Origin of the sequence: Colwellia sp. BRX8-9 (assembly GCF_014077245.1) — a bacterium.
In the GTDB taxonomy this organism is placed as follows: domain Bacteria; phylum Pseudomonadota; class Gammaproteobacteria; order Enterobacterales; family Alteromonadaceae; genus Colwellia_A.
The window spans coordinates 94,322-119,068 of sequence record NZ_JACGVN010000005.1 but is presented as its reverse complement, the minus strand read 5'-3'; the positions used below and the strand labels follow the sequence as shown (position 1 = coordinate 119,068).

Here is a 24,747-nt window from a genome sequence, read left to right as displayed (position 1 = left end):
GTAAACTAAGGTTAATAAAGGAGTTAAGTCATTATGACAATAATCGCTTTAACGTTAACCAAACAGGAAACAATCATTCATACTCGCATAAGGACAGCCAATTTACGCCAAAAATATTAAAGCGCTTTAGCTTATTTCAGTTTAACGGCAAATTTTAGCGCCAAAAATATTAAAGCACTTTAGCTTAGTTCAGTTTAACGGTAAAATAGCGGCAAATTTTAGCGCCCTATTAGGCTTTATCTTGCAAACATTAGCCCAGCTCAATTCAGGTAAATATTCAGATATAACGCATTTAACCCTCAGTGAGAATTTAACTGAATTTCCGCAAAAAATCTTTTCATTAGCAAACTCTCTTGAAGTATTAGACTTAGCAAATAACAAATTAACGGCTTTACCCTGTGAGTTTTCTTCAATGAAGAAGTTAAAGATATTATTTTTAACTAATAATAACTTTAAAAGTATTCCTGAAGTCTTAGCGGCTTGCCCACAACTAGAAATGATCAGTTTCAAGGGTAATCAATTAAGCCGAGTAGATGAAGACGTGCTGCCAACAGGAACACGTTGGTTGATATTAACTGATAATAAAATATCAGCACTACCCCATTCAGTCGGCAAGCTAAGCCGTTTACAAAAATTAGCATTGGCTGGCAATCAATTACAGCAACTGCCCGATAGTATGCAGAACTGTAAAAATTTAGAATTAATACGTCTTTCGGCTAATCAATTAGTCACACTTCCCGATTGGCTCTTTCAACTACCTAAATTGGCGTGGCTAGCTTTTTCGGGTAATAAGTTAACGCGCAGTGTTCAACCAGTGATTGATCAGATGACAAGTGTTTCACAGCAAGACTTTCAACTAAAACAAAAATTAGGTGAAGGCGCATCAGGGATAATTCATCAAGCAACATGGTTAACTAAACCTATCACCATTGATTCAGATGACGATATAGCAGTAAAGATTTTTAAAGGTGAAATAACCAGTGATGGTTACCCTATTGATGAACTAAATAATTGCTTGCAAGCCGGTGAACATAAAAACTTAATCAAAGTCATTGCTAAAATCATGTCGAAAGAGCAACTTGCTTTAATTATGGAGTTAATTCCTCAGCGTTTTTATAACTTAGGTTTACCCCCTTCGTTAACAAGCTGTACTCGTGATACTTTTCCTAAGTCTGCCACATTAACAACAAGTCAGATAATAAAAATAGTCCTTAGCATGGCTGATACTTTACGTCATTTACATGAAAATAAAGTCAGCCATGGTGATATCTATGCTCATAATACTATGGTCGATGAAAACGCAAATATGCTGTTTGGTGATTTTGGCGCCGCTTCTAACTTAAAGGTTTTGCCTGCAACACAACAAAAAGCAATGCAAGCGATAGAAGTGAGAGCTTTAGGCTGTTTATTAGATGATTTATTGCCTTTGTCTCTTCATTTAGAAAACACTGCGCAATACCAAGCGCTGTTGATAATAAAAGAGCGTTGTATGCAAGCCGATACGTTTAAAAGACCCACCTTTATCGCTATCGTTGAGCAATTAAAAGTACATGTTTAACCTGATTTTTTAATTCATATTATTAAGTGTATAACCGGTGAGATCGAATAACTGGTTTTAGAAGCTCTCTTTTAAAACCAGTTTATCATCTACAAACCGCTTTTTTTTTAAACACCAGCGCTAAAACGATTCAAACACATTTGCTTGCCCAGCCCCTTTAACCTAAAATATCGACAAGTTAATTTTTCCTTCAAATAATAAGGTTTTTCATGGCACAACCATTACCAGATAAATTTATCATGTCGATGAACCGCGTATCAAAAGTGGTTCCACCTAAAAGAACAATACTTAAAGATATTAGTCTTTCATTTTTCCCTGGCGTTAAAATTGGTGTTTTAGGTTTAAACGGTTCAGGTAAATCAACGCTGCTTCGAATTATGGCAGGTGTTGATAAAGATTTTGAAGGTGAAGCAACGTCTTTAGCCGGTACAAAAATTGGTTACTTACCGCAAGAGCCTCAACTTGATGAAAGCCAAACAGTGCGTGAAGCTGTTGAAGAAGGGGTTGCTGAAGTTAAAAATGCTATGGCTCGTTTAGACCAAGTCTATAACGAATATGCAGAAGAAGGCGCTGATTTTGATGCCTTAGCCAAAGAACAAGGCGATTTAGAAGATATTATTAATGCGCAAGATGGTCATAATCTTGATAACGTTTTAGAACGTGCGGCTGATGCTTTACGCTTACCTGAATGGGATCAAAAAATCGCGGTACTAAGTGGTGGTGAACGCCGTCGTGTCGCGCTTTGTCGTTTATTGCTCGAAAAACCAGACATGTTATTACTTGATGAACCAACTAACCATTTAGATGCTGAGTCTGTTGCTTGGTTAGAGCGATTCTTACACGATTACCCAGGCACTGTGGTAGCAATTACCCATGATAGATACTTCCTTGATAATGTAGCGGGTTGGATTCTAGAGCTTGATAGAGGGCACGGTATTCCTTATGAAGGTAACTATTCTTCATGGCTAGAACAAAAAGACGCACGTCTTGCACAAGAAAGTAAAGGTGAAAGTGCACTACAAAAAACCATTAAGCAAGAACTTGAATGGGTGCGTTCAAATCCAAAAGCTCGTCAATCAAAAAGTAAAGCCCGTATGGCGCGCTTTGAAGAGCTTAATAGTCAAGATCATCAAAAACGTAATGAAACCAACGAACTTTACATTCCACCTGGACCTCGTCTAGGGGATAAGGTTTTAGATGTTAATAACTTAACAAAATCTTTTGGTGACAGAGTGCTCATTGATGACTTAAGTTTTAGTGTGCCAAAAGGTGCTATTGTTGGCATTATCGGACCAAACGGCGCAGGTAAGTCAACATTGTTTAAAATAATGTCAGGCGCAGAAAAACCAGACTCGGGTAATGTAGAGCTAGGTGATACGGTTAAACTTGCCAGTGTAGATCAGTTCCGTGATGACATGGACAATAGTAAAACCGTCTACCAAGAAATATCTCAAGGCCATGAGATATTACAAATTGGTAATTTTGAAATTCCAAGCCGTGCTTATGTCAGCCGTTTTAACTTTAAAGGTAACGATCAACAAAAGATCATCGGTGAGTTGTCGGGTGGTGAACGTAACCGAGTTCATTTAGCTAAACTAGTGCAAACCGGCGGTAACGTATTACTTCTTGATGAACCAACCAACGATCTTGATGTTGAAACCTTACGTGCGCTTGAAGAAGCGTTGTTAGAGTTCCCCGGTTGTGCCATGGTTATCTCGCATGACCGTTGGTTCCTTGATCGCATTGCAACTCACATTTTAGATTACCGTGATGAAGGTAAAATTAACTTCTATGAAGGTAATTTTACTGACTATGAAGCTTGGTTAAAGAAAACATTGGGCCCTGCAGCTACTGAGCCTCACAGAATTAGATACAAAAAAATTGGCTAAGCTAAAGTTAATAGATAATTTTTAAATTACCTATTAGTTATTAAATAGTTATCGGCACTTTATTTTTGTGGTTTTATAAAAATCCACACGAATAAAGTGCCTTTTTGCTAAAAGGGAGCTATGCTAAAGATACCCATTTATAATTTGAACTTAAGCAATGGAAAATAGACGTCAATTCACGCGAGTTTTGTTTTCAATCAATGCGATATTAGAGGTTGAACAGCAGAATTATCCAGTTACTATCCACGACATTTCACTTAATGGCGCTTTGGTCACTATGCCTAAAGCTGAAAAGTCATTAAAAGGTAAGTTAGGCTTATTACATTTTGACTTAGTTAATGGCGAATCGATCGTTGAAATGCATATTGCTGTCGTTCATGAAGAAAATGACAAGCTAGGCTTACAGTGTGAAGTAGGCTTGCAATGTAATGCTATCGATATTGACAGTGTGACCCATTTAAGACGGTTAGTTGAATTAAATTTAGGTGATGAAAGCCAGTTACATAAAGAACTTTCACAATTATCACGCCTTGCTTAATATGATGGCAATCGCCTTGCTTTATAGAGGAACATTATGAATCACTTAGTTATTTCATTTATTACCAAAGACCGTCCTGGTTTAGTCGAAACCTTATCCAAAGTCATTAAACAACACCAAGGTAACTGGCAAACCAGTAGTTTGCATCATTTGTCCGGCTGTTTTGCTGGTGTACTTGAAATAGCGGTAGCGCAAGCTCAATGTGAAGCCCTAACTCGTGCAATTACGACACTGGACGGTTTTAAAGTCATTATCGAAAAGACTACCCCTAGCCAAATTAACGATGAGTCACCGGTAGTTTTAGAGCTAACAGCAAACGATCGAGAAGGTATTGTAGAAGAAATATCTGCGGTTATTCACCATCAAGGCGGTAACATGATAAAGCTTGTCAGCGAGCAAGATAATGCGCCACATACTGGCCAGCCACTATTTAAAGCAAAAATAACCTTAGCGGTTAATAAAGAACAAACACCAAGCTTAATAAATGCATTAGAAGATCTTGCTGACGATTTAATGATTGATATTTCTCGTTAATCTGTTGAATAGTAACTTAATCTACACGGTATTATTAGCCCACTTATCAATACTTCTTTGGGCTTGATAATCCCGTGATATTTTATTCATAGACTGGCTTAACCCTAATGTTAAAAAGGATCGAGTAAACAAGATTCCCCCTCTTTCCCCTTCAATAATGCTCACGTAAAATTACTGTTAACTCCTAGCTACTAAACTAAAAAACTAAAAATAAGTATTAACTGAAAATGGCCTTACCTCACCTAATGATTTTGATGAACCTTTAGGGATTTACCAGTGCAATAGAAACAAAAAGGCCCGACATAAGCCAGGCCTTTTCAAAGTGGTACTGGTGCTTTTTCTTAAAGCTTAATACCTAATTTTTTCAATTCTTTTTGAACAACTGAGTTCGGTAATGGAATATAACCATCTTTCTCAACAATCTTTTGACCCGACTTAGAAAGTACCATAGTTAAAAATTCAGCATCCATTGGCGCTAATGGCTTGTTTGGATGCTTATTTACATAAACGTATAGGAAACGAGATAGTGGGTATTTTTTCGATATAGCATTCGCCATATTAGCTTCAACATAGTTGTCACCTTTTTTAGACAAAGCTAAAGCACGAACACCTGAAGTTGTATAACCGATACCAGAATATCCAATACCGTTTAGTGAAGAAGATACTGATTGAACAACTGAAGCTGAGCCTGGTTGTTCATTAACTGTGTTTTTAAAATCACCTTTACAAAGGGCTTTCTTTTTAAAGTAACCGTAAGTACCAGAAACTGAGTTACGACCATAAAGTTGAATGTCTTTTGCTTCCCAGTCACCTGTTAAACCTAAGTCGCCCCAACGGTCTGCATCTTTATCAGCACCACATTTTCGGTTATTTGAGAAAATAGCATCAACTTGATCAATACGTAATCCTTTAATAGGGTTATCTTTATGAACAAATACCGCTAATGCGTCAATAGCAACACGAACAGCCATTGGCTTATAGCCGTAACGCTTTTCGAATGCTTCTATTTCACGCGACTTCATCTTACGGCTCATAGGGCCTAAGTTTGAAGTGGCCTCTGTTAATGCTGGTGGCGCAGTAGATGAACCAGCGGCTTGAATTTGTATATTCACATTTGGGTAAGTGCGCTTAAACTCTTCAGCCCAGAATGTCATCATGTTTGCTAAGGTATCTGAACCCACTGAAGATAAGTTACCTGAAATACCACTGACTTTTTTATATTCAGGTAAATCTTTATCCATTGCTAATGATGAGAAACTCACCAAGCTTGCTAAACCTATAACGCCTAAAGCACGTTTAAAACCCATGTTATTCTCCACTGAGAGTGATGTCCCATTAAATTATTATTAATTTGTTTGGGGCTAATTAATTTATGAACACTATATAAAGTTTATGTGACAATTATATTTAAGGTTTATGACACTTATATTACAGTGATCAATATATGGGTATATAAACAACATTTAATCAATTTCTCTCCTTCGTTCAAAGATAAAGGGGAATAGTTAGACCCTAGCTACGACTTTATAACGAGCAGTATTACTGGAACTTACGGCGAAATAAGAATTAACACATCAAATAATAGCGTTCATCATTAAAGCCGTGAATGTTCAGATAAAAGATTAGGATAAAAATACCGCGGCAATAATTATTATAATGATAAAAATTTAGCGTGTGTTGAAGTTAGTTAACCTTGGTAAATAAGCCACGTTTAGCAAATAAAGCGCTATCAGCACCTTATTCACTAGTAGATAAGGTGCTGTTCAGAAGATTATTTTTTATTTAATGCTTCAAAGTAAATAATAAACTCACTACCCTTACCCCACTCGCTTTCAATGGCTAATTCGGCATTATGGTGATGTAAAACATGTTTAACAATTGATAGACCTAACCCTGAACCACCGGTGTCACGAGAACGTGACTTGTCTACTCTAAAGAATCGTTCTGTGATCCGGTTAACGTGTTCAGGACGAATACCAGGACCATTATCTTTAACGGAAAACTTAGCCTTATTACCACTTCGTTGCCATAAAATGTGAACAGAACCATGGGCAGGCGTGTAAGCAATAGCATTAGATATTAAGTTAACACACGCACTTTTCAATTCAGTATCTATGCCTTCAATCCATAAGTCATCATTAAGATCAGCAGTAATTTTGTGTTGTTTATCTTGGTTGAGCCAAGTGGCATCGTCGACCAATGTTTTAATTAGTTTAGGCATATCAACAAATTGTTTATTTTCTTCATCGGCATGATTTTCTACACGCGATAAAACTAATAACTGCTCTACTAAGCGGTCCATACGTGATACTTGAGTTTCAATAGTGCAAAAAGCTTTTTGCCAATGAGGCTCGAGCGCATGTTCAGTGGTCAGTATCATTTCCACATAACCACGCACCACGGTAAGCGGTGTTTTGAGCTCATGAGAAACATTGGCAACAAAGTCACGCCGCATTTCTTCTAATCTTTTAATTTTACTGACGTCTCGGGCAAGAAAGAGTACTTGGTCACTTCCATAAGCCATTAAGCGCAGCTCTAACTGTAATTCGCTGTTAATGGGTGAAATAATATGACAGGGTTGTTCAAAATTACCGAGTTCTAGGTATTTAGAGAATTCAGGAAAACGGATGAGGTTGTCAATACGTTGACCAACATCACTGGGCCAACGAATGCCTAAAATGCGCTGAGCTTTTTTATTACCCCACAAAATAGTCAGTTCATCAGATAAGACTAAGGCAGCATCAGGTAATGCTTCAGCACCATCCCTGAATTTTCTAATTCTTTCGTTTAACTGTCTTTGTTTGTGGCGGTGCTGTCTAATTTGTCGGTACAGGCCATCATATATTTTCCCCCAGATACCTTCAGATTGTGGAGGAGAGAGTGACTTACTTAGCCACAGCCACTTAATAAGTTTAAATAAATGGTGATAATGCCAACATAAAATAACCAAGGTACTGATACAGAGTACGAGGAGAGTTTGGCCAATTAAAAAACCAAAGAACGCGCTTACCGACAATATAGTCAGTAAACGCGTGATAATACTTTTTACGGATAAACGAAAATACATAGTGAGTCGTTTTTACCTATATATAATAATAAAATGCATACTTATGTATTACACACTCGTTTTAAGCTTTCCGGAGAATCGGTAGCCAGAGCCTCGAACGGTTTGAATAAAATCTTCATGCCCTTCGCCAGTAATCGCTTTACGTAATCGTCTAATATGAACATCTACCGTTCGGTCTTCCACATAAACATTCGTCCCCCAAACATTATCAAGTAATTGTTCACGGCTATAGACTCGCTCGGTATGAGTCATAAAAAAGTGTAATAAACGAAACTCCGTTGGTCCAAGCTCAAGTGACCGATCATTAATTGAAACCCGGTGGGCGATGGGGTCAAGTTTCATTCCATGAAATTCAATGGCTTCTTCTAGCGCGGTAGGAGAAACTCGGCGAATAACAGCTTTGATACGTGCTATAAGCTCTTTTGGCGAAAATGGCTTAGTAACATAGTCATCAACACCTGCATCAAAACCTTTAACCTTGTCGTCTTCATCGGCACGGGCAGTTAACATTATAATAGGAATAGACCGCGTATATTCATTTTGTTTTAATGATTTAGCAAGCTTAACACCTGTGCCTCCTGGCAACATCCAATCCAATAAAATCAAATCAGGATAAGGCTCAACAATCTTTGCTTTTGCCTGTTCGTAATCTTCAGCTTCAATAGCATTAAAACCATTTTTCTCTAATACAAAAGTAATCATTTCCCTGATCGGCGCTTCATCTTCAACAACCAATATTTGTCTATTCATGTAAACTTCCCGTTGTCTAACTACACTTTACTTATTGACCATTGTGATAACTTTTTATGACATTTATATTACACACAACAAGTTTAATTCATTTATCTTTATGCCAAAAGCTTAATTTATTGATCTTCATCTACATCGCTAGTTATAAAAAAAGCGACCAAAAGTCGCTTTTTTTATTTTTACAATACGGTAATTAATTAAAACTTGTATTCTATGCCTGCCGCTAAGTAATCTTGATCAGCTTCATTGTCGAGATCAAAACTCGTGTAAAAAGCAAAAAGTTTAGTACTTTTCGCTAAGGCGTAATCCGCGCCAACGGTCATACCTGAACGGTGATCGCCGCCATCATAATTAGCCGTTTGTACTTGTCCTTTAACTGTAATTTTATCAAAGCCATATTTTGCTGAAAACAAGAAACCTTCGACATCACTGCCATCAGAAACTTTTTCTTGTCTGTGAACAATAGCACCTAAGGTAAAGCCAGCGAGTTTACCCTGCACGGTTAAACGGGCCGCATCATAACCTTTAACTTCTGAGTCTACCGCGATAGCAGCATAAATCTTAGATTTTTTAAGCGCTTTATCACCATAAAAAAGGGCCATTGAGGTGCCATCTTGTCCATCAACCTCATCTTCTGCAATATAAGTAACACCCAGTTGAAAACCGTTAACCTTAGGTGATTTATAAGTAACCGTGTCGCTCATGCGGTTCTCACCTTTCCAGAGCTGTTTAATATCTGCGTTTAAATCACTGAATAAGTCAACCTTGCCTTGTGACTGCTTTAATACGGTATCGTTAATACCTAACAATACTTCACCAAAATTACCTTTCAAGCCAATGTATTGATTACGGTCAGTAATGCTATCACCCTTGTCACTATCACCATCAAGGTCGACTTGAAACTCTGCTTTAAAAATAACTTCAAGGCCATTACCCAAATCTTGACCACCTTTAAAACCTATACGTGAAGCGTTACTTTTAACTTCAGAGTAAGTACCAGTACCGTCATCTGATGACTGAACTGTAACATTGGCTTTACCATAGATATCAACATCACCAGCAAACGCTGATACAGAAAGAGTTGATAATAATGCCGCTGCAAGAGTGCTGTAAGAAATTTTCATATATATACCTTATTGGGTGACAGAGTCTTTTATATTAAGAACGATTTAAATTAACTAATTATTTGCCGCATATTCTGCCTAATTTATATGACATTTTTGTGACATTATGAATTATTTTTTAAAAGTTTATGACAATTTGATAAATTTAGCTAAGAAAGACTTCGTATAAGCCACAGCAATTTTAAATAAAAAATTATTTCCTTTAAAAAGAGATAAAACACCTTATATTGAATAAAAATCATTCTTATAGCAGAAAATACTTTTAACCTACCGTAAAATGTCTAGAATTAAGCTAGGTATCATAATAAAGAAGATAAAATGAAGGTAACAAGCATTTCTCGAAAACTATTGACCCGAGTGCTCTCGGTTTATTTTGTTTTAACCTTTATTGTCACCTGCGTGCAAATTGGTGCTGAGTACATTAACACTAAGAGCCACATAAACAGTGAGTTACTGACCTTAGAAAAAACATTTAGCAGCAGTTTAACACGTGCTGTTTGGGAGTTAAATACACAGCAAGCTGTTGATATTGCTGTGGGATTAGTCGCCATTCCTATGATAAAAGGCATTGTTGTTACCGATGAAAATGACCAAATCATTGCACAATTAGGTGAGTTTTCTGAGGGTGAACTTTTTAATCAACCCGATAAAGTAACCTTAAATAGTGAATCTACTGCCATTAGCTCTTTTTCTGAAGGATTATTTGGCCATTCGTTTCAACTCATCTTTGAGTTTTCTGGTCGAACAACAAAAGTGGGGACCGTCGTTCTCTTATCAAGTAATGAAGTGATTTTCGATCGTATTGAAGTTGGTATATATTTTTTAATCGGTAATGCGATGGTAAAAACAGCCGCGTTAGTTATTTTATTTTCTCTCGCCTTTTCCAGCTTATTAACAAATCCGCTTAATGAACTTACTGAACAAATCAACCATTTTGATATAGATGATCCCGAAGCATCAAAGCTTCATACCATGAATTATGAAAATAACGAGCTGAACATTTTACAAAGAGCTTACAACAATCTGCTCGATGAGCTGGTGCAATATCAAAATCGACTGAGTACCGCCAAGCAAGAGATATTAATGGCAAATCATAAACTTGACGATCAAAATTTAATATTAGAACAAGAAGTCGCTAAAAAAACGTCATCGCTAAGTACCACCATGCTTGAAATGAATAAACAACAGCGTGAACTTATCGAGCAACAAAAACAGTTAAAAGCAGAAAATATTCGCCGCAGCCAAACAGAACAAACCTTAACAAAGACCAATCAAGAATTAAAAAACTCGATTCTAGAACTCAAAAAAGCGCAAGAACGTTTACTTGATGCAGAAAAAATGGCTATTTTAGGAAAATTATCCGCTGAAATATCCCATGAAATTAATACCCCTATTGGTGTCAGTATTACCTCAACCAGTTATTTATCAGATTTATTAAATTCATTAAAAAATGATGTCGACAACCAAAAATTAACCAAACGTTCATTAGATGACTTCACTAAAAATGCTGACCAAAGTTTACATTTACTCTTTAACAATCTTAATCGCGCATCTGATTTGATCACCAGTTATAAACAAGTTGCTGTTGATCAAACAAGTAATAAAACACGCAAGATTAACGTTGCACAATACCTAAATGAAATTATTCAATCTTTACAGCCAAAATTAAAGAAAACCAAACATACGGTTAACGTAAACTGTGTTGATAATATTGATATTTATTGCCATGCGGGGGCAATATCACAAATATTTACTAACCTAATAATTAATTCTATTATCCATGGCTTTGATGGTATAGAGAATGGCATGATTACCATAAGTGCAAAACTAAAAGGTGAACGGCTACATCTGCATTACCAAGATAATGGTGTTGGTGTTCCTCAAAATAAATTGCCACAAATATTTGACCCTTTTTATACCACCAAAAGTGGTACTGGAGGCACAGGCTTAGGCACTCATATCATTAACGAATTAGTTACTGATACATTGAATGGCACAATAGTCGCACATTCTGAGGTTGGACAAGGTCTTAGCTATGATATTGAATTTAATGATATGCGTTAAAAAATTCTTCATTGCGATATCTTAACGGTAAGACTCTGCAAGTAAGTGCTAATAGCTGATATTTAAGTTACTATATTGCTCTTTTAAAATTTATCAGCCGGTGCACTTAGTGTTCCAGCGGCGCAGGAAACTTCTATGTGGTTCAAAAACCTATACTTTTTCACATTTACTCGCCCTTTTGCATTATCAGAAGATCAATTAGAAAAACACTTAGCTGAACATTTATTCACCCCTTGTGGGTCAACAGAGCAATCGCATTTTGGTTGGGTAAATGCTTTGGGTAAACATGGCCATTCAACGGTTCATGCCGCTAACGGTAACCTTTTAGTTTGCGCAAGAAAAGAAGAGAAAATTCTTCCTGCTCCCGTTGTAAAAGATATGATTGAAGCAAAAGTTGCGCAACTTGAAGTTGAACAAGCGCGCAGCGCAACTAAAAAAGAAAGAGAACAGTTTAAAGAAGATATCATTTTTGAACTACTACCTCGGGCGTTTTCTCGTGTTACCGATACCCATGCTTACATTAATGCTGAGCATAACCTTATTGTTGTAAATTCAGGTAGCCGCGGTAAAGCTGAAGATTTATTAGCCTTGTTGCGCAAAGTTATTGGTACTTTACCCGTAACAAGTGTTTCACCAGAAAAAGCGCCTGATGAATTGATGACTGACTGGTTAAACGAGAAAAGTATTGGAGACAACTTTACTTTAGGTATGGAAGCAGAGTTTCATGCCTTAGGCGATGATGGTGCGGTAGTTCGTGTTAAAAATCAAGATCTTGATAGCGATGAAATTAAAACACATTTAGACGCTGATAAATACGTAGTGAAATTAGCGCTTGAATGGGATGAAGCAATGTCGTTTATTCTTTGTGACGATCTAGCGATTAAGCGTTTAAAGTTTTTTGATGTCTTACAAGAACAAAATGACGATATCGATAGTGACGACGTTATAGCAAAACTTGATGCAGACTTTGCCTTAATGGCTGGAGAAATTAATCGTTTGATTAATGACTTACTGGCTGAATTCAATGTTAAAGCGACAGACTACTTAGAGAGCTAATACGCTTTAGGTTACTGATGTCTCTAAAGAAAAAAGCAGCTAATATAGCTGCTTTTTCATTGCTTCACTTTATTACTTCAGTATCAATCGAGTTAATAATACCGCTAAAATAGGTAGACTACTTCAAACGAATAGAGTTGATGATATCGGTCGTGGAAATACCTTCTTCAAAGTTAAGTACTTTAACTGTGCCGCCATTGGCCATCACTTCTTTACCGCCAGCAATATCTTCAACTTTATAATCCCCCCCTTTAACTAATATATCGGGGAGAATGTTGCTTATAATACGTTGAGGGGTGTCTTCTGAAAAACTCACTACCCAGTCAACAGCGCCTAAACCAGCTAAAACTGCCATTCGTCTGTCGGTAGGGTTAACCGGTCGTCCACTGCCTTTTAATCTTTTTACAGAAGCATCGTCATTAACAGCAACAATCAAACGAGTGCCTAAAGTACCGGCATGGGCTAAATACGAAACATGGCCTGCATGTAAAATATCAAAACAGCCATTGGTCATGACAATATTTTCACCACGAGCTTTTGCTAATTTAACCGCAATTTTTAATTGCTCTTCGCTGACAACACCAAAACCACTTTCTTGCCCTGTCGATATTTCAGCTAATAATTCGGTCTCGCTCACGGTTGATGTCCCCAATTTACCAACAACAATACCGGCAGCAATATTGGCTAAAGCACTCGCTTGGGTATATTCAGCTTTTGCTGCAATAGCCAAAGCAAGTGTCGCAATAACCGTATCACCGGCACCGGTTACATCATAGACCTCACGCGCTCGAGTCGGTAGATGGAATTCGTCATGATCTCGACGGAGCAAGGTCATTCCTTGTTCACTGCGCGTCACTAACATTGCTTCTAAATCAAGGTGCACTAACAGTGCCTGACCTTTAGTGACAATATCATTTTCTGTTTTACATGCGCCAACCACAGCTTCAAATTCGGATAGATTGGGCGTTAGTAATGTTGCACCACGATAGCGTTCAAAGTCGGTACCTTTGGGATCAACTAAAACAGCTTTCCCTTGCTTTTTAGCTATAGCAATTAAATTTTGAACCTCAGATAACGTACCTTTGCTATAATCAGACAACAAGAGTAAGTCATGATTAACCAATTGAGCAGCTACTTTTTCTTCAAGTACTTTTTTATTTACTTCGCTAAGAGACTCTTCAAAATCTAAGCGGATCAACTGCTGATTTCGGCTCATTACACGTAATTTAGTGATCGTGGGAATATTAGCTTGTTGATCAAATTCACAATTAATATTTAATGCTGATAGCTTTTTTTTCAAATGCTGAGCGGCTTCATCATCGCCAGTAATGCCAACAAGAGTCGCTCTTCCACCAATAGAAGCTATGTTTAATGCAACATTTGCCGCACCGCCGGGGCGATGTTCATCTTGATTAATTTTAACAACAGGAACGGGGGCTTCTGGAGATATACGATGTGTTGGACCGTACCAATATCGATCTAACATAATATCACCAACAACCAACACACTTGCTTGCTCAAAAGCGGGAATGTCTACTTTCATCCTATGCCTCTTAACTCTTTATGGATATACAGATATAATGGTTAATATTGTATCACATGAATTTCAATGAGTTGACATCATCCCGTGAGTAAAAATAAAGTTTTACAACCTGATTTTAAAATATCCTTCCTATTACCTAAGTATTGGTTAACTTGGTTTGGGGTAATTGTTCTCTATACCATTTCATGGTTGCCTTATAAATTACAATTAATGCTCGGCAGGATGCTCGGGCGCTTACTGTATAAAATAGGCTCAAGTCGCAAAACGGTTGCGATGAAAAACTTGCAACTATGTTTTCCAGAAATGTCGGCACAAGAACGTACCCGTATTTTAAAGAAAAACTTTGAAAATACCGGCATCGCCTTATTTGAAACCGGCATGGGCTGGTGGTGGCCAGATTGGCGAGTTAGACGAAAAACAAAGATTGTTGGCCTTGAGCACCTAGAAAAAGCCCATCGAGAAGGTAAAGGTGTTTTACTCTTAACCATGCACTACTTAAGTGTAGAAATTAACTGTCGTGGCATGGGTACTGGACACCCTACGGTGGTTTTTTATCGCCCACACAATAATCAACTAATGGAATTTTTTCAGTTTAGAGGTCGTGGCCGCTCCAATAAATACATGTTGGGAAAGCGCGACGTTAAGGGCTTAATGAAGGCACTACGTGATAAGGAAGTTTGTATTTATTTGCCCGATCAAGATTATGGTCGAAATCGCAGTTTATTTGTGCCTTTTTTTGCTGTACCTGACGCTGCAACAACCACGGGTACATTAATTTTTGCTCGCCAGAAAAACGTACAAAGTCACATACTCATACCGACCAGAAATGATGATGGCAGCGGATACACTTTAGAAATAAAGCCAATGATGGAGAATTTCCCTACCGATAATGACGAGGCTGACGTTATTCGCATCAACCAAGAGCTAGAGAAAGCCATTATGTTTAAGCCCGAACAATATATGTGGTTACATCGACGTTTTAAAACAAGACCTAATGAAGATGACCCTTCACTTTACAAATAAGTCATGGTTGAAATCATCAGCATTGTATAAATAACAACTTTTCAGTATGGTAGTATTTATTATAGGTACACCATACTGGAATTTTCCATATGGCCTCATAACTAAGAAAGCCTTATATGAACTTTTGGTTACGCAACATTATTTTTGGCTCAATTCTAATTGCTTTAGCTTTTTTATTATTTGATAACCAAGAAGAGCTATTTTCTTCTTTGTCGGATGATACCCAGGCAACAGCAGAAGTTGCGCCAATTAAACCAGCAGATAAAGCCGTTCTGGCATCAGAGTCATCGACTTCAAAAATAAAAAGTAACAATGCGGCGGCAGATGGTTTATCTCGCTTTTACGCCAACTTACATGGTGACGATGGCAGTTCAGGTCCAAAAATTCGCAATAATATAGTTTACTTGCAAGAGCCAACGGGTGACATTGTCAAACTGCTAGAAGCTCGGCGCATGGTCACACGTCCCTTACGAAAAAATTGGCGTGGCACCAATGAAAACCACCCATTTCGCTTAGGTGAAACACTCTTTCAAAAACTTTCAGAATATGCAAATAGTGAGGGTTTAGAAGTTATTTGGTGGTTAAATAGAGATTTTTTGGTCAAAGACCCTTTTCGTATTAATAAAGAAATCATCAAAACAGCTTACCAAGTTGGTAAAGCGGTTGAAGGACACTTTCGCGAAGGTATTAAGGTCTATTTTTGTCATCAACAACGAGCCATTGTACTGATTGATTTGGATATACCCTACCTAGATGAAGAGTGTATTTTATTACCGCAAAAGTCTCAAAGACGCTAAATAATAACGTTTTTGTAGTTATCAGACATTTCTATAAAGATTTTTCATACAGTGACAGGCAAATAGCAGCAACGTTTTCAGCTATTACTTCAAAGTCCACCTTAGTCAATAACTGCTGCTGATTTTTTAAGGTCGCGTGGTGACCAAAATCACGTAACGTGCAATAACTAGTCGTTAGCTGCTTTTGTTGCTCTGAACTTATTACTCCGCAGTGCTGTAGCCCTTTAAGTAAATGCAAGTTATCGGAATATTTGCAAAGCTCTGGGTGCTTTGCACTTTCGCTAAGTACAAGGAATTGGACTAAAAATTCGATATCAACTAACCCACCCTCGCCTTGCTTGATGTCAGTGTCAGCCGATGTTGATTTATCTAAATGCGCACGCATTTTTGCACGCATTTTTAAAACATCGGCACTAACATTTGCTCGTTCACGGACGCAAGTCAGTATTTCTTGTCTTATGGCTGAAAACTTATTAGCTAATTCAAGGTTACCAAATACAGTACGAGCTCTGACTAACGCTTGATGTTCCCATGTCCATGCTTCTTCTCGCTGATATTGTGCGAAAGTATCAACATGAACGACCAACAAACCAGAGTTACCAGAAGGACGTAGACGCATATCTAATTCATATAAAATACCACTGGCCATACGTGTATTAAAAATGTGCATAATACGCTGTGCTAGTTTCATGTAAAATTGCGAAGCGGGGATCTGCTTTAAACCGTTAGTAACCTCATTACTTTGACTATTATGAACAAAAACCAAATCTAAATCGGAACTATAACTTAATTCTATACCGCCCATTTTTCCATAGCCAATCGCAGAAAAGCCTTTATGGTTTTCGCCAACTGTCGACTCTGGCACGCCAAAACGCTGAGCCATTTGTTGCCAAGCTAAATGAATAACTTCTTCAATAATGGCTTCGGCAAGAGCGGTTAAATGATCGCTAACTTTAGTTACTGGTAAGATCCCACAAATATCACCGGTCGCAATTCGCAAGTGTTGTGCTTGCTTAAATTGTCTTAACATGTCCATTTGTGCCTCCTGATCATCTTCAGGTATCCGCAACATTGCTTGTCTTAAGTCAGCAGAATAACTACTCAGCTCTGGCGGATTGTGTAACAATTTAGGATCGATTAATTCATCCAATAATATCGGATACTTGGCAATATGCTCTGCGATCCAGCTACTTTGATGGCACAGTTTAATGAGGTGCTTCAATGCGCCTTCATTTTCAAATAATAATTCAATATAGGCGGTACGCGTTGATATCTTATTAAAAATAATTAAGACCCGCTCTAGCGTAAAGTGACCACTATGCTCTTGCTGTATGTGCCACATTAAAACGGGTACTAATTTATCAAGTACGCCACGCCCTCGATTACCGATACTGCGCTTTTCCATCTCAGCTCTAAATTCAGCGAGCAAACTCCATATTTTTTTAGCATCAACGAAGAAGCTGACCTGTTCGATCCAAGCAACACTCTCCTCATCTGACCATTTACTGTCCCACAATGCTGTCCAATGCTGATCTTTCGCTTGATGATTTGGACTCTCTTCGCCAATAAGTGCACAAAATTCCTGATGAACGCTGTTCATTTTCAACGCTAAAAACTCAAGAAAGTCTGGCCATGTTTGACATTGTTTATGATTAAGTGCCCATAATAAACGCATTTGATCCAAGGTATTATCTGGCAAGGTCTGAGTTTGTTGATCATTTAACGCTTGAATAATATTTTCTACTCGTCGTAAAAAACAATAAGCATCGGTCAGCACGGCTTCATTCTCAGCGGTAATAACTTCTTTCTCGACCAAAATAGGTAACACCGTTAATAAGCGGCGGTGTTGCAATTCTTTTATCCGCCCGCCACGAATAAGCTGAAACACTTGCACTATAAATTCAACTTCTCTAATACCGCCTGCACCCAGTTTTATGTTGTTATTTAATTGTTTACGACGCACTTCTTGGGCGATCATCATTTTCATACGGCGTAAGCTATCGATAACACTAAAATCAATATAGCGACGATAAACAAAAGGTCTGAGTATGGTTGAAAGTTGGTCATGATATTTACCATGACCAATAAGACGCGCTTTGAGCATCGCATAGCGCTCCCAGTCACGCCCTTGCTCTTGATAATAATCTTCCATGGCATTAAAGGTTAAAACAAGCGGACCACTTTCACCAAAAGGACGTAAACGCATATCAACGCGATAAACAAAACCATCGGCCGTTTTTTGATGTAAGGCAGTAATTAATTTTTGTGCCAAACGAATAAAAAATTGCTGATTATCAAGACTACGCCTAGCACCTTGTGTTTCTCCCATTTCTGGGTAGGTAAAAATAAGATCGATATCAGAAGAAAAATTTAATTCACGTCCACCTAGCTTGCCCATCCCATAAACTAACAGTTGTTGAACCTCACCATTTTTGCTGTTGGGTATGCCCCATTTTTCTTGGCAGAGTAATGTTAACCAGTTTAATGCGGCTAAAATAAGCTGGTCAGCGAGTTCGGATAAACGCTCTAACGACAAGGTTAATTCAAGATCAAACAACAAGTCAGCAACGGCAATATTAACCATCTCTTGTAAACGAAACTGCCGTAAGATTTTATGTAATTGCTCTTCACTTTCACAAGGGGCAATCAGCTCAGTAAGCATTTGCTGATAATTGGGACAGTCAGTTTGGTAAACACGTTCACTTGAAAATAAAGACACCACAATGTCAGGGCACTGCAATGCACTGTTTAATATAAAGTCACTTGCCATTAATGCTTGATGAAAATCAGCGAGTTGTTGCTTGGACAAATTAGCGGTTGCTTCGGGGTATTGATGATTAAACAATTGCGTGCTTTTTTGCTGTTGCAGGGAGAGTATATTTGGTAGCTGAGTTGATTTATTCATTTAATGACCCATTTGTTAACTATGCAAAAGACAAGGAAGAAGAATTTCAAATGAAATCACGAATTAATAGACATATTATGTCTATGATGCTATTAATAACGTGTTATATATATTACACATATAGATAGCAAATTCGTACTCAAATAACCTGAGTATATGTTAATAATAGCATTTTTGAGGACACTATGGCAGGAATGCAACACATCAAATACGCTTTTTTAAGCTTGATTATTTTCTTAGTCGGTTGCTCTGATCCCTTCGAAGAAAAAATTAAACAACAAACGCCAATCACTGAGCTTCGTATTCAACAATTAGCTGACGCCTTAACGGATGGTCAGGTACGTAATGCCAGTTTAATTCATCAATATGCTGAAAAACTTCAACAGCAAAAACCTCATCTTACGCAATTAATTAACGAATTTAACAAAGATGCGACGACAAAAGGTCCAATGTATTTGTCGCTACTTGACCGTTTAGCAACCATTAAAAATCAACCAAGTATGTTTGCCAGTAAAGAAGATATCTTCAATGAACTGGTTAACATTTATCTTGCCGCTGACCCAGTACTTTACTCCGACGCATTAAGCGATCCACTCAATGTGCTTGCTGACATGTCTGATGGGGTTTTGCCGCGCGTTAACTCGTTATCAAAAGCACAAAGCAAACAAGCCAATAATGCTCAGGACTTTGGTACCGGAGAACAGTTAATTGGCAATCCAAGTTATGGTAGTTGGACGCAAGGAAGCAATGGTATGTCTTTTTGGGCATGGTATGGCATGTATTCAATGATGGGTGATGTATTTGGTTCTCGCCGCACTTCATATAATGATTGGGGTCGTTCAAGAAACTACAGTTATTATAATGATTACGGCCGAACTCGCTATAGTTCACCAAGCCAATTAAAAAAACAAAATGATTTAGATACCCGTACAAAAAAATCATTTCAAAGCCGCGGTCAAAAATATAACAGTACTTACAGTAAAAGTCGGACGGGGTCATCTAGCCTTTCTAAACAAAGTAGTACGGCACAAACCAGTGCAAAGCGATTTAGTACCAATAGTTCATACGCAAAGAAGTCTAGCTACTCAAAAAGCTCCAGCTTTAGAAACAGCAAAAGCACCACATCTCGCAGCTTTAGACGCGGCAAATAACGAGTAGGATATAGGAATTAACATGAATACATTTTTTGAAATTACTGCCCTAAATCAAGATTTATTAATTTACTTAGTTATTGATATTTCTATTGCGATTGTTTTATTAGGTGCAATGCGTTTTATTTCAGGTTTATCGGCTAAAGTTAACTCTACGCAAGAGTTAGCACAAAAAGATAACTTTGCTTTTGGCATCAGTGTCGCAGGGAGTGTTGCCGCCTTAGGTATTGTTCTTACAGGTGCAATCAGTGGTGAAAATGCGCCAAGCTACTGGATGGAATTTGTTGGCATGTTCGCTTATGGCACATTAGGCTTGATACTGATAAAAATTGGACGTGTTATCCATGATAAATTATCACTGCAACACATCAATAAAACACAAGAAATTCTCAATGAAAATTTAACCATAGGTATTGTTGATGCTGCAGGTGCCATTGCGACGGCTATCATCATTCGCGCGGTTTTACTTTGGGTGCATGGTTTAGACGTTGATACCTTTATTGCCATCATTGCCGGCTTTATTATCTCTCAAGCTATTTTATTATTAGTTACCCGCTTAAAAGAGCGCCAATACGCAAAAAATAATCAAGGTGATTGCTTACAAGAAGCATTTACACGTGGACAAACCGCAATTGCTATACGTTATGCTGGCCAATTAATTAGTACCGCTTTAGCCGTTACCGCAGCGAGTCACTTTCTTACGTACTCACCTGAAACTTTATTTTACAATTTAATCTCTTGGTTTGTATTTGCGGTCGTGATGACTCTATTAGTCGCAATATTAACAGCCATTGCCAAACGTATTGTACTGTGGGGAATTAATTTAGTTGAAGAAGTTGATCAACAACAAAATATAGGCGTTGCTTGTGTTGAAATGGCAACGAGTATTTCAATTGCCCTCATTTTAACCGCATTGATGTCATAACCTTCCCCTCTTTTACCAAAAAAGCTTTAAGGGCATAAGCACTTAAAGCTTTTTTATCTTCAGGAAGAACAGTATTACCCATTGACCTTATTTGATGGTGCTAGGTACTTTATAACTATGAATAAAAAACAATTATTTTGGAACGATACACTGCTTATTTTAACCATGGCCGTTTTAGCTGGTTGTGGTTTAATCTATGAATACCTTTTATCCCATTATGCTGGTCGTGTCTTAGGCGCGATGGAAAGTACTATTTATGCCATGATAGGCTTGATGATTGTCGCTATGGGTTTAGGTGCTTTTGCCGCACGCAAGATCACTTGTGCATTCAAAGGTTTTGTTTGGTTAGAGCTTACCATCGCGTTTTTAGGTTGCAGCTCAATTTTAATTATTGGTGGCTTAATAGCACTCACTCAAACGTTTCCACAGGTATTAGCAGACACCTTTAATTTGCCACCCGACTCTATGCCCCAGGGTGGATTTTTAAAACAACTATCGCAGCTCGCTTTTAATAGTCCCTATTTTTTTGGTTTCATCTTAGGTTTTTTCATTGGTATGGAAATTCCCCTTATCGCACGTATTAGAGAATCAATTCACCAAAAACATTTAAAAAATAACCTAGGCACTATTTATGGCGCCGATTATGTTGGCGCGGGTATTGGTGCTGCAATTTGGGTTATTTTTTTATTATCCATTGATATCAGTAAAGCCAGTGCGTTAACTGCTGCCTTAAACTTAATTGTCGGTGGTATTTTTATCTTTCATTTTTGGGATAAACTCACCTGGCGAAAAACCTTAGTTTCACTTCATATTTTATTATTGATCGCCATTGGTGTTATTTATCAGTCTGGTAATAGCTGGTTAAATCAAATGAGTAACTTGCTCTATTTAGATAAAGTTGTTTATACCGATAAGACCCGCTATCAACAACTCAACTTTACCCAACGACATATGGGAGCAGAGCAGCCAAGTGTGATTAATTTTTATCTTAATGGCCGTTTACAATTTTCGTCTGCTGATGAGTTTATTTATCACAGTTATTTAGTCAGTCCTGTTATGGCTGGTTCTGCTAGACATGACAATATATTAATCATTGGCGGTGGTGATGGATTAGCATTACGTGATGTCTTGCAGTGGTCGCCCAAAAAAGTCACCTTAATTGATTTAGACGCCGAATTAATGCAAATATTTTTGGATCCTACCGAAAAGTTATCACCATCGTTGGCGGCTCAGCTTAATCAGTTAACGCAGAAAAGTTTACAAGACCCTAGGGTAAAAATTATTAATGAAGATGCCTTTTTAGCGATTGATAACTTGTTAAAACAACAACAAACCTTTGATAGCATCATTGTTGACCTACCTGATCCTAGCCACCCTGATTTAAATAAACTTTATTCTGTTAATTTTTATGCGCGCTTACATCAGTTGCTCGCGGGTGACGGCTTAATTGGCATACAATCGGCAAGTCCATATCATGCCAAAGATGCTTTTATTGCGATTGGAAAAACAGTAAAAGCGGCTAAATTCGCTCACGTTCAGCAATATCACGATAATGTGCCAAGCTTTGGCGAATGGGGTTGGACGATAGCGTCAAAACGTGGTGCTAGCCCCCTTAACCGTTTACAGTCTTTAGAAAAATTACCAATTGAACATCATTGGCTAACACTACCTATGGTGATTAATTCATTCGAGTTTTCGAAAAGCTTTTATAAGAACCAAGCAGATGTTCCTATTAACTATTTAGGTAGCCATAATATTTATCAATTACATCAAAAAGCATGGCGCGATCAACAAGGTTTGAACAATGCTTATTTACAAGAATGACAAATAAATAACAAATAATGCAAATCGGCTCTTGACATATTATGTCAAAGTGCTAAATTTACCTCAACGACATAATATGTCTGAGAGATATTTACTTTTAGATTTATTAACGAAAAATACAGACTAAGGAATCACATGAACATTCATAAAATTGCTGATCACTTAAATAGCTTAGCGGACAATTCTGAAACCGGGATGGTATTTGATTGTCAGCCTATTTCAGGCGAAGTGGACGTTTTACAAATTACTGTTATCGACCGTGAAGAATTACCAATTTTTGTTTCTGTAACCGATGATCAAATACTATGTATCACCTACTTATGGGGCGTAGAAGAAGTAAAACCTGAATACCTTCAAGACATGCACGTAAGCATGTTAGAAATGAATATTCCGATGCCTTTATCATCATTTTCAAAAATTGGTGATAAATACGTAATTTTTGGTGCCCTATCTATTAATTCGTCTTTTCATGATATTGAACACGAATTAGGCGTTTTAAGTAATAACGCGATGGAAATTATAGATGATATGGGCGAGTACCTAATTTAATTAACCACCCTAAGGAAAAAACTATGAGTATTTTTAAAAAGATAATGACCGCAATTCGAGGTGGCGCTTCAGAAGTTGGAGAATCAATTGTTGATTCAAACGCTACCCGTATTTTTGAACAAGAGATTCGTGATTCAGAAAATCACTTAACTAAAGCTAAACGTGACCTTACTGGTGTTATGGCTCAACAAATGTCATCAAGCCGTGAAGTTGACCGTTTAAAGCGCGAAGTCACTGAGCACGAAGGCTATGCAGTACAAGCCCTTGAAAAAGGTGATGAAACGTTAGCATTAGCTGTTGCTGAAAAAATTTCTAACTTGGAAAATGATCTAGCATCTCAACAACAAGCACTTGATAGTTTTTCAGGTAGTGCTAATCGTTTAAAAGAACTAGTGAAGAAAAGTGAGCGCCAAGTAGGTGAATATAAGCGTCAACTTTCTATGGTTAAAACGACAGAAAGTGTTCAAAAAGCAACATCGGCAATCACAGATAACTTTTCATCAAGTAATTCTAAGCTGTTAAATGCTAAAGATTCTTTAGAACGCATTAAAGCTAAACAGCAGAAATTTGATGATCAAATGAAAGCGGCAGAAGTGTTAGAATCTGAAAACTCAGATAATTCATTAGCTGCTCAACTTAAGCAAGCCGGTATTGGTGGCACAGATAATAGTGCGAATTCAGTATTAGACCGTTTAAAAGCTAAACAAAAGTAACACACATGCTCGTTAGCCATGATTGACTAACGAATACCGTTTTAACCGCCTAGCTGTTTTCCTCCCAACAACTAGGCGGATTTTTGGGATCTGAATATGAGTTTTCTAAAGCGACTATTTAAAAAGAAAGAAGACGAACGCCAAGTTAACTCAGCTGAAGAGTTAAAGATTAAAGATATTATTGTGCTGACCGACAGTTTCGCCTTACCTGAGTCCTTACGTAAACAACAGTTTCAAGTATCAGCCATTAACTGCTACGAATTTGAAAGTAACACACAAACTGAATGGGTTTTACAAGGTGCGAACAACCTTGAGCTTTACTTAACCATCGAAAGTGATGATAAAACTTACCTTAAATTTGCTCTTAAAATTCAGCACCAAGATATCGAATCACTGTTCGATTTAGATGAGTTTGCCACAGTATTTGATGAACCTGGTGAAGCCTTTCTAGAGAGAAAGTCAGATTCTTTATTAACATCAGGCTGGAGTAGTCCACAATACCAGCAACAAGTTTTTGCAAAAGTAGGTTATTTTCACCGCAGAGATAATCGTAGTGAAAGTTTAAGCGCCTATGAAGGAAATGAAGCAGGCGAGCAATTTGAACTTTATAGCTTACTTGATGAAGAGCAATCGCGCGGTATTGATATTGAAGTATGGCAAGATGGTGATACCGACTTATTTATTACGTTATACCGTCCAACTTCTGATATTATCGATATTTTCCCGGGGAGCTAATT

At 37.6% G+C, this 24,747-nt stretch carries 20 protein-coding genes; 14 read left to right on the top strand and 6 right to left on the bottom strand.

Annotation, left to right across the window (positions count from 1 at the left end):
* Nucleotides 1-241 precede the first annotated feature (241 nt).
* From H4J70_RS05865 to H4J70_RS05850, 4 genes are all read left to right on the top strand, one after another.
* The gene (locus H4J70_RS05865; RefSeq protein ID WP_182250771.1) at nucleotides 242-1,558 is read left to right on the top strand and encodes a leucine-rich repeat-containing protein kinase family protein; all 1,317 of its coding nucleotides are present in this window, start codon (nucleotides 242-244) and stop codon (nucleotides 1,556-1,558) included.
* A gap of 209 nt (nucleotides 1,559-1,767) precedes the next feature.
* Nucleotides 1,768-3,447 (top strand): energy-dependent translational throttle protein EttA, encoded by a 1,680-nt coding sequence (gene ettA / locus H4J70_RS05860; protein WP_070375937.1) that lies wholly within the window; start codon nucleotides 1,768-1,770, stop codon nucleotides 3,445-3,447.
* Between the two features lie 157 nt (nucleotides 3,448-3,604).
* A complete protein-coding gene (locus tag H4J70_RS05855) occupies nucleotides 3,605-3,985 on the top strand; it encodes a PilZ domain-containing protein (protein WP_070375936.1) in 381 nt (126 codons plus the stop codon).
* Between the two features lie 36 nt (nucleotides 3,986-4,021).
* Nucleotides 4,022-4,519, top strand: coding sequence for a glycine cleavage system protein R (locus tag H4J70_RS05850; protein ID WP_182221844.1), 498 nt, complete (start codon nucleotides 4,022-4,024; stop codon nucleotides 4,517-4,519).
* Between the two features lie 341 nt (nucleotides 4,520-4,860).
* Here the strand turns inward: H4J70_RS05850 and H4J70_RS05845 are convergent, their stop codons facing one another.
* The 4 genes from H4J70_RS05845 to H4J70_RS05830 form a co-directional block, all read right to left on the bottom strand.
* Nucleotides 4,861-5,826, bottom strand: coding sequence for a PstS family phosphate ABC transporter substrate-binding protein (locus H4J70_RS05845; protein WP_182216486.1), 966 nt, complete (start codon nucleotides 5,824-5,826; stop codon nucleotides 4,861-4,863).
* Between the two features lie 464 nt (nucleotides 5,827-6,290).
* Nucleotides 6,291-7,586, bottom strand: a complete 1,296-nt coding sequence (gene phoR / locus H4J70_RS05840; RefSeq protein ID WP_182230256.1) for a phosphate regulon sensor histidine kinase PhoR — start codon at nucleotides 7,584-7,586, stop codon at nucleotides 6,291-6,293.
* 48 nt (nucleotides 7,587-7,634) lie between these two features.
* On the bottom strand, nucleotides 7,635-8,336 hold the full coding sequence (phoB, locus tag H4J70_RS05835; protein WP_182250770.1) for a phosphate regulon transcriptional regulator PhoB: 702 nt from the start codon (nucleotides 8,334-8,336) through the stop codon (nucleotides 7,635-7,637).
* A 197-nt stretch (nucleotides 8,337-8,533) separates the two neighbouring features.
* Complete coding sequence (locus tag H4J70_RS05830; protein ID WP_182216483.1) at nucleotides 8,534-9,460, bottom strand: porin; 927 nt, start codon at nucleotides 9,458-9,460, stop codon at nucleotides 8,534-8,536.
* A gap of 318 nt (nucleotides 9,461-9,778) precedes the next feature.
* On the opposite strand from H4J70_RS05830, the gene H4J70_RS05825 reads away from it, so the two are divergent.
* Complete coding sequence (locus H4J70_RS05825) at nucleotides 9,779-11,524, top strand: HAMP domain-containing sensor histidine kinase (protein WP_182216481.1); 1,746 nt, start codon at nucleotides 9,779-9,781, stop codon at nucleotides 11,522-11,524.
* 135 nt (nucleotides 11,525-11,659) lie between these two features.
* The gene (rdgC, locus tag H4J70_RS05820) at nucleotides 11,660-12,580 is read left to right on the top strand and encodes a recombination-associated protein RdgC (protein ID WP_070375929.1); all 921 of its coding nucleotides are present in this window, start codon (nucleotides 11,660-11,662) and stop codon (nucleotides 12,578-12,580) included.
* 118 nt (nucleotides 12,581-12,698) lie between these two features.
* On the opposite strand, the gene hldE is transcribed toward rdgC, so the two are convergent.
* Nucleotides 12,699-14,123, bottom strand: coding sequence for a bifunctional D-glycero-beta-D-manno-heptose-7-phosphate kinase/D-glycero-beta-D-manno-heptose 1-phosphate adenylyltransferase HldE (gene hldE, locus H4J70_RS05815; RefSeq protein ID WP_182216480.1), 1,425 nt, complete (start codon nucleotides 14,121-14,123; stop codon nucleotides 12,699-12,701).
* A gap of 84 nt (nucleotides 14,124-14,207) precedes the next feature.
* On the opposite strand from hldE, the gene lpxL reads away from it, so the two are divergent.
* Both lpxL and H4J70_RS05805 read left to right on the top strand, forming a co-directional pair.
* Nucleotides 14,208-15,146 (top strand): LpxL/LpxP family Kdo(2)-lipid IV(A) lauroyl/palmitoleoyl acyltransferase, encoded by a 939-nt coding sequence (gene lpxL, locus H4J70_RS05810; protein WP_182244215.1) that lies wholly within the window; start codon nucleotides 14,208-14,210, stop codon nucleotides 15,144-15,146.
* A gap of 116 nt (nucleotides 15,147-15,262) precedes the next feature.
* Nucleotides 15,263-15,943: a TcpQ domain-containing protein gene (locus H4J70_RS05805; RefSeq protein ID WP_182216477.1), complete on the top strand. Its 681-nt coding sequence runs from the start codon at nucleotides 15,263-15,265 to the stop codon at nucleotides 15,941-15,943.
* A 31-nt stretch (nucleotides 15,944-15,974) separates the two neighbouring features.
* Here the strand turns inward: H4J70_RS05805 and glnE are convergent, their stop codons facing one another.
* Entirely contained in the window at nucleotides 15,975-18,848 is a 2,874-nt protein-coding gene (gene glnE / locus H4J70_RS05800) for a bifunctional [glutamate--ammonia ligase]-adenylyl-L-tyrosine phosphorylase/[glutamate--ammonia-ligase] adenylyltransferase (protein ID WP_182250769.1), read from the bottom strand.
* Between the two features lie 185 nt (nucleotides 18,849-19,033).
* Between glnE and H4J70_RS05795 the strand changes: the two genes are divergently transcribed.
* The 6 genes from H4J70_RS05795 (at nucleotide 19,034) to H4J70_RS05770 (ending at nucleotide 24,745) form a co-directional block, all read left to right on the top strand.
* A complete protein-coding gene (locus H4J70_RS05795) occupies nucleotides 19,034-19,999 on the top strand; it encodes a hypothetical protein (protein WP_070375925.1) in 966 nt (321 codons plus the stop codon).
* Between the two features lie 22 nt (nucleotides 20,000-20,021).
* A complete protein-coding gene (locus H4J70_RS05790; RefSeq protein WP_182216473.1) occupies nucleotides 20,022-20,924 on the top strand; it encodes a DUF350 domain-containing protein in 903 nt (300 codons plus the stop codon).
* A gap of 117 nt (nucleotides 20,925-21,041) precedes the next feature.
* A complete protein-coding gene (locus tag H4J70_RS05785; protein WP_182216471.1) occupies nucleotides 21,042-22,748 on the top strand; it encodes a polyamine aminopropyltransferase in 1,707 nt (568 codons plus the stop codon).
* Between the two features lie 135 nt (nucleotides 22,749-22,883).
* The gene (locus H4J70_RS05780) at nucleotides 22,884-23,297 is read left to right on the top strand and encodes a YjfI family protein (protein WP_070375922.1); all 414 of its coding nucleotides are present in this window, start codon (nucleotides 22,884-22,886) and stop codon (nucleotides 23,295-23,297) included.
* Nucleotides 23,298-23,320: 23 nt separating this feature from the next.
* Complete coding sequence (locus tag H4J70_RS05775; RefSeq protein WP_182216470.1) at nucleotides 23,321-24,010, top strand: PspA/IM30 family protein; 690 nt, start codon at nucleotides 23,321-23,323, stop codon at nucleotides 24,008-24,010.
* Between the two features lie 96 nt (nucleotides 24,011-24,106).
* Nucleotides 24,107-24,745: a hypothetical protein gene (locus H4J70_RS05770; RefSeq protein WP_182216468.1), complete on the top strand. Its 639-nt coding sequence runs from the start codon at nucleotides 24,107-24,109 to the stop codon at nucleotides 24,743-24,745.
* The last annotated feature ends 2 nt before the right edge of the window (nucleotides 24,746-24,747 follow it).

What these genes read in the sequence shown, in the direction of transcription:
- ettA (WP_070375937.1), top strand. Translation starts at nt 1,768, where the DNA reads ATGGCACAACCATTACCAGATAAATTTATCATGTCGATGAACCGCGTA.
- H4J70_RS05855 (WP_070375936.1), top strand. Translation starts at nt 3,605, where the DNA reads ATGGAAAATAGACGTCAATTCACGCGAGTTTTGTTTTCAATCAATGCG.
- H4J70_RS05850 (WP_182221844.1), top strand. Translation starts at nt 4,022, where the DNA reads ATGAATCACTTAGTTATTTCATTTATTACCAAAGACCGTCCTGGTTTA.
- H4J70_RS05845 (WP_182216486.1), bottom strand. Translation starts at nt 5,826, where the DNA reads ATGGGTTTTAAACGTGCTTTAGGCGTTATAGGTTTAGCAAGCTTGGTG.
- phoR (WP_182230256.1), bottom strand. Translation starts at nt 7,586, where the DNA reads ATGTATTTTCGTTTATCCGTAAAAAGTATTATCACGCGTTTACTGACT.
- phoB (WP_182250770.1), bottom strand. Translation starts at nt 8,336, where the DNA reads ATGAATAGACAAATATTGGTTGTTGAAGATGAAGCGCCGATCAGGGAA.
- H4J70_RS05830 (WP_182216483.1), bottom strand. Translation starts at nt 9,460, where the DNA reads ATGAAAATTTCTTACAGCACTCTTGCAGCGGCATTATTATCAACTCTT.
- H4J70_RS05825 (WP_182216481.1), top strand. Translation starts at nt 9,779, where the DNA reads ATGAAGGTAACAAGCATTTCTCGAAAACTATTGACCCGAGTGCTCTCG.
- rdgC (WP_070375929.1), top strand. Translation starts at nt 11,660, where the DNA reads ATGTGGTTCAAAAACCTATACTTTTTCACATTTACTCGCCCTTTTGCA.
- hldE (WP_182216480.1), bottom strand. Translation starts at nt 14,123, where the DNA reads ATGAAAGTAGACATTCCCGCTTTTGAGCAAGCAAGTGTGTTGGTTGTT.
- H4J70_RS05805 (WP_182216477.1), top strand. Translation starts at nt 15,263, where the DNA reads ATGAACTTTTGGTTACGCAACATTATTTTTGGCTCAATTCTAATTGCT.
- glnE (WP_182250769.1), bottom strand. Translation starts at nt 18,848, where the DNA reads ATGAATAAATCAACTCAGCTACCAAATATACTCTCCCTGCAACAGCAA.
- H4J70_RS05795 (WP_070375925.1), top strand. Translation starts at nt 19,034, where the DNA reads ATGGCAGGAATGCAACACATCAAATACGCTTTTTTAAGCTTGATTATT.
- H4J70_RS05790 (WP_182216473.1), top strand. Translation starts at nt 20,022, where the DNA reads ATGAATACATTTTTTGAAATTACTGCCCTAAATCAAGATTTATTAATT.
- H4J70_RS05785 (WP_182216471.1), top strand. Translation starts at nt 21,042, where the DNA reads ATGAATAAAAAACAATTATTTTGGAACGATACACTGCTTATTTTAACC.
- H4J70_RS05780 (WP_070375922.1), top strand. Translation starts at nt 22,884, where the DNA reads ATGAACATTCATAAAATTGCTGATCACTTAAATAGCTTAGCGGACAAT.
- H4J70_RS05775 (WP_182216470.1), top strand. Translation starts at nt 23,321, where the DNA reads ATGAGTATTTTTAAAAAGATAATGACCGCAATTCGAGGTGGCGCTTCA.
- H4J70_RS05770 (WP_182216468.1), top strand. Translation starts at nt 24,107, where the DNA reads ATGAGTTTTCTAAAGCGACTATTTAAAAAGAAAGAAGACGAACGCCAA.